This is a genomic window from Corallococcus sp. CA047B, from assembly GCF_003612065.1.
In the GTDB taxonomy this organism is placed as follows: domain Bacteria; phylum Myxococcota; class Myxococcia; order Myxococcales; family Myxococcaceae; genus Corallococcus; species Corallococcus praedator.
The window spans coordinates 21812-28880 of the sequence record NZ_RAWD01000097.1 but is presented as its reverse complement, the minus strand read 5'-3'; the positions used below and the strand labels follow the sequence as shown (position 1 = coordinate 28880).

General features: G+C 70.9%; 5 protein-coding genes and 1 pseudogene. 3 read left to right on the top strand and 3 right to left on the bottom strand.

The features are described from left to right. From D7X74_RS17130 to D7X74_RS17120, 3 genes and pseudogenes are all read left to right on the top strand, one after another. Window positions 1-301 (top strand): annotated as a pseudogene (locus D7X74_RS17130) (hypothetical protein); the annotation flags it as partial. 47 nt (window positions 302-348) lie between these two features. After that, window positions 349-1308: a ParA family protein gene (locus tag D7X74_RS17125; protein ID WP_120534039.1), complete on the top strand. Its 960-nt coding sequence runs from the start codon at window positions 349-351 to the stop codon at window positions 1306-1308. Between the two features lie 9 nt (window positions 1309-1317). After that, entirely contained in the window at window positions 1318-2877 is a 1560-nt protein-coding gene (locus D7X74_RS17120; RefSeq protein ID WP_120534038.1) for an extensin-like protein, read from the top strand. A 44-nt stretch (window positions 2878-2921) separates the two neighbouring features. On the opposite strand, the gene D7X74_RS17115 is transcribed toward D7X74_RS17120, so the two are convergent. The 3 genes from D7X74_RS17115 to D7X74_RS17105 are packed head-to-tail and all read right to left on the bottom strand — an operon-like array spanning window position 2922 to window position 6877. Further along, window positions 2922-3896 (bottom strand): M48 family metalloprotease, encoded by a 975-nt coding sequence (locus D7X74_RS17115; protein WP_233602136.1) that lies wholly within the window; start codon window positions 3894-3896, stop codon window positions 2922-2924. After that, entirely contained in the window at window positions 3896-4498 is a 603-nt protein-coding gene (locus D7X74_RS17110) for an SH3 domain-containing protein (RefSeq protein ID WP_120534043.1), read from the bottom strand. The genes D7X74_RS17115 and D7X74_RS17110 overlap by 1 nt, the downstream gene beginning before the upstream one ends. Window positions 4499-4525: 27 nt before the next feature. Beyond that, a complete protein-coding gene (locus tag D7X74_RS17105) occupies window positions 4526-6877 on the bottom strand; it encodes a CHASE2 domain-containing protein (RefSeq protein ID WP_199741840.1) in 2352 nt (783 codons plus the stop codon). Window positions 6878-7069: the final 192 nt, after the last annotated feature.

Here is a 7069-nt window from a genome sequence, read left to right as displayed (position 1 = left end):
GCCCCCCGCCGTGCGCCGCACGCCCGTGCAGGCCGCGCTGGTGGCCATGGGCGCGCCTCCGCCCACCCGCATTCCCGCGCCTCCCGTCACTCCGCCGGTTCCCCCGCGCCGGGGCCCGTCCCCCGTGGAGGCGCTGTGTGGGGCGATGTTGCAGGAGGTGCGGGTCGCCGTCCGGGGGCGCTCGCTCCCTGAGCTGACGGCCGGGCTGTCCGCTCCGGCGGAGCTGGCCCAGGAGGCTGTTGCCCTGCTGGTGGCCCGAGGGGCCATCGTGCGAAGGGGGCACAAATACTTCGCCGCTTGAGGCAAGGTGCATCGGCCGGGCCTCACACGTCATCCGAAGGGTCGTTCATGGAAGCGCCGACGTACAGCTCGAAGCAGGTGGCCGAGATGCTCGGCGTGACTCCGAAGGGCATCCCCGCGGAGCTGCGCAAGGACAGCTACGGCCCCGACGACGTGTGGGAGCTGCGCACGACGCTCAACCGCTTCCCGCCCAGCGCGGGCCACCGCCGCCAGCTCTTCCTCAACTTCAAGGGCGGCACCGGCAAGACGTCGCTGTCCACCTCCTACGCGTGGCGCCTGGCGGAGCTGGGCTACGCGGTGCTCCTCATCGACCTGGACAGCCAGGGCCACGCCACCAAGTGCCTGGGCTACGAGGGCGAGGACTTCGAGAAGACGCTCCTGGACGTGCTGGTGCGCAAGACGCCGCTCATCCAGGTGGTGCAGAAGTCCATGCTGCCCAACCTGGACTTCATCCCGTCCAACCTGAGCATGTCCACGGTGGACCTGGCGCTGATGCCCATGGCGGGCCGTGAGTTCAAGCTGCGCAACGCGCTCAAGGACGTGGAGGCGCAGTACGACTTCATCGTCTTCGACGCGCCGCCGTCCTTCGGCCTGCTGAACCTCAACGCGCTGATGGCCGCGAACGACCTGTTCGTGCCGGTGCTCGCGGACTTCCTCTCCTTCCACGGCCTGAAGCTGCTCTTCGAGACGGTGCAGAGCCTGGAGGAGGACCTGAACCACGTGCTGGACCACGTGTTCATCGTGGTGAACTCCTTCAACGCCACCTTCAAGCTGGCGAAGGAGGCGCTGGAAGCCCTCCAGACGCACTACCCGGAGTACCTGCTGCCCACCATCATCCGGCAGTGCACCAAGTTCGCGCAGGCCTCCAGCGAGGGCCGCCCGGTGTTCGTGGCGGATCCGACGTCCAAGGGGGCCACCGACATCCAGGCCATGCTCGACAACGTGCTGCCGCGCCTGGTGGCCGCGCATGCTCCGCCCAAGAGCGGCGGCGCCACGAAAGCCGGCTGAGACTCCGCCATGAAGAAAGCCTTCGAACAGAACGTGTCCCGCGCGAAGCCGCGCCTCCGCCTGGGGGCGTTCACCGGCGCCCTCGACCCGGCCGAGCCCACGGAAGCGGCCGCCGCCGAAGCCCCGCCGCCCGTCGCGGAGTCGCCGGACCTGTCCGCGGAGGTGCGCGCCCGCATCGAGCGCGGCCGCGCCCCGCGTCCCTCCGCCGCCGAGGCCATCGAGGCCGCGCTCAACGCGCCCTCCGCCCGCGCGCAGCCGCCCCAGGCCGCCCAGGGGTTGCCGGCGGTGACGGCGCCGACGTTCTCGCCGGTGTCCCACGCGCTGTCCGCGCTGGTGTCCCCGGATGCGCGGCGCGAAGAGGAAGAGACGCCGCCGGCGCCGTGGCTGGAGCACGAGTCCCCGGAGGCCGCGCCCGCGTGGAACGTCGCGGCGACCCAGCCCGCGGAGGAGTCCGCCTGGGATGCGGACGCCGTGTCCCCTGTGTCGCACCGGGAGGTCGCCGAGGCGGTCGCGGCATCCGCGTGGAGCGTCTCCGCGGCGCAAGTCGCGCAGCTGAATGAGTCCACGCTGGAGTCCTTCGCCGTGGAGCCGGTGGCCGCCGAGCCGACGCCCGCGCGCGCCGAGCCCGCCGCGCGGACGGAGGCCCCGCCGGTCACCTTCGCCTCGCCGCCCCCGGCGATGGCGCGGGCGGAAGCCCCCCGGGCCGCGCCGGTCACCTTCGCCGGGCCCCCTCCAGGGGTACAGTTCGATGGACGGATGGGCGTTCAGGCCCTCCGCATGCCCGAGGCCGAGCCCATGACGACGTACGCTGCCGTCCAGGCCTCCACCGTCACCACCGCCGAGCCGGTGGCCCGACAGGAGGCCCCGCCCGCCCAGGTCGAAGTGCAGACGCCCGCCCCTCCGCAGGAGGCCATGGACTCCGAGTCCCGCCGCGAGCGCCTCAAGGCCCGCCTCAAGGCCGTGCGTGAGAACCCGCGTCCGGAGCCGCTGCCCGCCACCGTCGCGGAAGCCGGCCAGCGCGCCGTGGAGCGCATCACCCACCTCCAGGCGGACCTCACCAAGGTCAAGGCGCTCAACCTCACGCTCACCCAGGACCTGGAGGTGGCGCGCCGTCAGGCGGAGAAGGCCACCGAGGAAGCCCGGCTGCGCATGGACGAGGCGCGCCGCCTCACCGCGGAGATGGAAGGCCGCGTGAAGCTGCTGGCCGACCTGGAGCGTGAGCTGGCCGCCCTGGAAGGCGAGCGCGACGAAGCGCTGCTGTCGCTCCAGGAGTCCCGCCAGGCCCTCCAGGCCGCGTCCAGGGAACACGACTCGCTGGAGCAGGTGGTGGCGCGCGGCAAGCAGGCCCTGGCCGACAGCCTCGCGGAGGAGGAGCGCCTCGCCGTGGAACTGGAGAGCGCCAAGGACGAGTCCGCGTCCCTGCGCCGCGCCGTGGAGACGCTCCAGGGCGAGCGCGACGTGCTGGCCCAGCAGGTCGCGTCCCTCACCGCCGAGCGCGCCGAACTGCTGGAGGCGCGCAAGGCCCTGGAGTCCGTGCACCGCGCCCTGAGCCAGGCCACGATGCGCTGAAGTCCGTCCGAGCGCGGGCAGTCACTGCCCGCGCACGGGCCCGCCTACTTCGCGTCCTTCGCCACGCCGGTGGCCTTCACCGCGGCGAAGCTGGCCGGCAGGGCGGGGGTTTGGAGCGAATCGGTGGACAGCTCCGCGAACGTGTCCGCGCCCGCCTTCTGCGCGAGGACGACCTTTGAAATCTGCTTCGTGCGCTCGTCCCGCTTCGGATGGTTGGCGAAGAAGCCGCCCCCGTCGGGCGTCTTCGCGATGAGCTGACGGTACGCCTCCGGGTCGTAGCCGGCCCCCAGCATCAGCTCCACCGCCAGCCGGTCCGCCTCCAGCTCCTCCTCCTTGCGGTGGCCCTTGCCGGCCAGCTCCACGGTCTTCTCGGTCAGGTCGGCCAGCAGGCCCGTGTCCGAATCCAGGTCCAGCTTGCCGTCCCGGTCGCTCGCGGACAGCAGCCGCCCCGCCGCCGCGGAGACCAGGGCATTGCCCACCACGGCGCCCTTGCAACTGCTCACCTTCACCGACGCGTACTGGTGCAGCGCGTGCTTCAGCACGATGTGGGCAATCTCATGGGCCAGCACGCCCGCGAGCTGGCCCTCGTTGTCCACGCCCTGCAGCAGCTTGCGCGTGACGAAGACGTAGCCCCCCGGCGCGGACAGGCCGTTGAAGTTGCGCGTGTCGTTGAGCACGCCGAACGTCCACTGCAGGGTCGGCCGCGGCGACTGCATGGCCAGGTTGCGGCCCACCGTGTTGACGTAGGTGGTCAGCTGTTGATCCGTCGCGGTGGCCAGCATCAGCCCTCCGCCCCGCTGGACCCACTGGATGGCCAGCGCGCTGCCCAGCGCGTACTCCTCCTGGATGGCGGGCTCCGCGCCCAGCTTGTCGCACTTTTGCGTGTTCTCAGACACGGCCACGAGGCGGTCCGCGTCGCCTCCGAGCTTCGCGGCCTTCAAGCCCTTCGTCAGGCTCGCGCAGGACGTCAGGCCAAGCCCCAGGCCCAGCGCCGCCGCGACCTTCAGGTGCGAGCGCATCACTTCGCCTCCTTCGGGGGCTTGCTGGCGCCCCTGGCCGGCGCGGCCTGCGCCACCTTCTGCGGACCGACCGTCGTGGTGGGCGCCACCACCGGGAACAGCCCGGCCTGCTTCACGTGCTCGGCGATCTTCACGGGGGTGACGGCGGCGGCCAGCGCCTCCGCCTGCTTGATCTGCTTCACCGCCGCCGCGTAGTCGCCGCCCTTGTCCTGGCCGTACTTCTCCGCCCCGGGGCTCAGCGCCTTCACCGCCGCGCCGCTGGACACGAAGGCCGCCGGGTCGATGGCCCGCGTCTGTCCGTCCTTGGCCACCAGCTCCATGTTGGGCGGCTTCGTGGACAGGTTCGTCTGGAACACGTAGCCGGGCTTGCCCTTGGGCTCCGTGACCAGGTGCCACTGCTTGTCCTTGGGGGACGCGCCCTTCCACGTCACCTGCTGTCCGGGCTGGAGCACCACCACCACGTTCGACGTGGCCTCCGGGCTCACCAGGACCCGCGTGTTGCGCGCCTTCACGTAGAGCTTGTCCCCCAGCTTCGCCGCCCACGCCGCCGCTGCTGGCACCCCCAGCGCCAACAGCAGGACGCCCATTTTCAGTCGCTTCATGGTCGTGCTCCCCCACTCCATACGCCGTCACTTCTCAAGATTCGCCACGCCGTCGAAATTCTCCGGCGGTGTCTCCAGGTACTCCCGGCAGCGCTCCATCAGCTTCCCCGTGGGCCCATCCTCCAGGCCTCTTGCCGCCTCCGCCTCCAGCACCGCCGCCGCGTCCGCGAACCTCGCCTGCCGGAACAGCGCCAGGGCCTCATGGTAGTGCGCCACCGTGCGCTGCAGCTCCGGCGCCAGCTGGCCCTTGAGCGCGAGCAGCTCATACACCGTGACGGCCTCCGTCTTGCCCGCCACCCGCACGCGGTCCAGCTCGCGCACCTCGATGTGCTCCTTCGCCAGCGCGTACGTGCGGGGGCCAATCATGATGACCGACCCGTAGGCCTTGTTCGCGCCCTCCAGCCGCGCCGCCAGGTTCATCCCGTCGCCAATGGCCGTGTAGCTGAAGAGCTGGTCGCTGCCGAAGTTGCCCACGAAGTTCACCGCGCTGTTCACGCCAATGCGCGTGTACACGTCCGGGAACCCCTTCTGCCGGAAGTCCACGCGCAGGGCCTCCACCGCCGCTTTCGCCGCCAGCGCGCCCCGGCACGCTCGGATGGCGTGGTCCTCCTGGTCCATGGGCGCGCCGAACAGGCACACCACCGCGTCGCCAATGTACTTGTCCAGGCACCCGCCCTCGCGCAGCAGCGCCCCGCTCACCGTCGTCAGGTACGTGTTGAGGATGCGCACCAGTTGGCGTGGGTCCTCCTTGAAGTGCTCGCTGAACGTGGAGAAGCCCCGGATGTCGCTGAAGAAGGCGGTGATCTCCTTGTTCTCCCCATCCAGGCGTGGAAGCTGCCGCGAGCGGATCATCTGGGCCACCAGCTTCGGCTCCATGAAGCGGCTGAACGCCTGCCGGATGAACTCCGTCTCGCGGTTGGCCGTCAGGTGGTTGAAGGCCAGCGCCGCGACGCTGGCGCCAATGCCCGCGAGCGACGGCATCGCGGTGAGCACGTGCGTGTGCGACGTCTTCAGGGCCAGCCCCGTCACCAGGTGCAGCCCGAACACGAGCCCCAGCGGCCACACCACCTCCAGGGGCGTCCAGCGCGCCGTCATCAACAGCACCGCGGACAGCAGCGCGGCCAGGAACGTGATGCCCAGGTCCACGCTCCAGTGCGCGCGGGTGATGAACTCGCCGGACAGGAGCGTGTCCACCACGGCGGCCTGCTTCGCCACGCCCGGCTCCGTGGAGGAGAAGGGCGTCGCCTTGATGTCGTTGATGCCCGGCGTGGTGCCGCCGATGACCACCACCTTGCCCCGGAAGGTGTCCGCGGGCAGCTTCACCGCCTCGCCGTGGCTGCGGTGGATCCAGTCATTGAGCACCTTGATCAAGCTCACCATGGGGTAGCGCTTGTGCAGCGGACCGCCATAGTCCAGCGCCGCGCTGCCGTCGTCCGGATTCACCTGCCACGTCCGCTCACCCAGGCGGAGCGTGCCGCCGGAGAGCGTGACCTCCTTCGCGCCCAGCAGGTCCGCCATCAGGCGCACCGGCAGCGTCACGTAGGTGTTGATGCCATCCGTGTACGCGAAGCGCGTGCGCCGCATGACGCCGTCCTCGTCCGCCTCCGTGTCCACCAGCCCGAACCCGTTCACCGCGCCCACCAGCGCGTGCGTGGGGGGCACCGGATGGCGCGGCTGCGGTGTGCCCTGGCTCGACACGTACTCGAGCGCGGGCAGCGCCTTGCCGTCCGTCCGGCGGACCGGGAACGCCAGCGCCCGCGCCAGGGCCGCGCGCGTCAGCGTGGGCGTGGCTGTCGCGGGGCCGTCCTTGAACTCCTCGGCGGCGTCCTCCGCAAACGTGTCCTCTGGGGTGGGGGACGCGGTGTCAGGAAGGGCGACCGGCACGGGGGCCTGGAAGTCCGCGCGGGGCAGCGGGGTCGCCGTGCCGCTGGTCACCATGCCCACGTAGAAGGGCAGGTCCGTTTCGCGCAGCACCTGGGCGAACCCCAGGTCGGCGGATTCGTCCGACGCGCGCTCGTCCATCACCGCGTCGAAGAGGACCGCCTTCGCGCCCGCGGCCTTCAGCTCCTGCGCGATGCGCGCCCACAGCGTGCGCGTGTACGGCCAGTTGCCGAAGTTGATGCGCAGCTGTTCATTCTCGCTGATGCCATCGAGCGTGAGCTGGTCGATGGCCACCACCACCACCCGCGAGGACTCCTTGCGTTCCCCCAGGTACGTGCTCAGGGCCCGGTCATAGGCGACGGGCTCCACCTGCTTCAGGAACGGGGTGCCGTGTTCACACGCCCACGCGACCAGCGTGGCCACCAGCGCGACCCCCAACATCCGCGGCCCATGGTCGCGCCAGCGCTGCTGGATGATCTTCCACGGCTCACCCGCCACGGTTCCTCCCCAAGAGGTCTGCACCGCGACGCTACCCCAGGGCCGGACCCTCGCGGCATCCCACCCGCCCTTCGGAATTGGACCTTCATCCAAGAGGACCGGAAGAGCCGGTAGAGCAGGAGTCCTTGCGAGCCATCGACGCCTCTCGCGTCATCCAGCCAGCGCAGGCCCCTCGGTTGCAGGAGTCACACC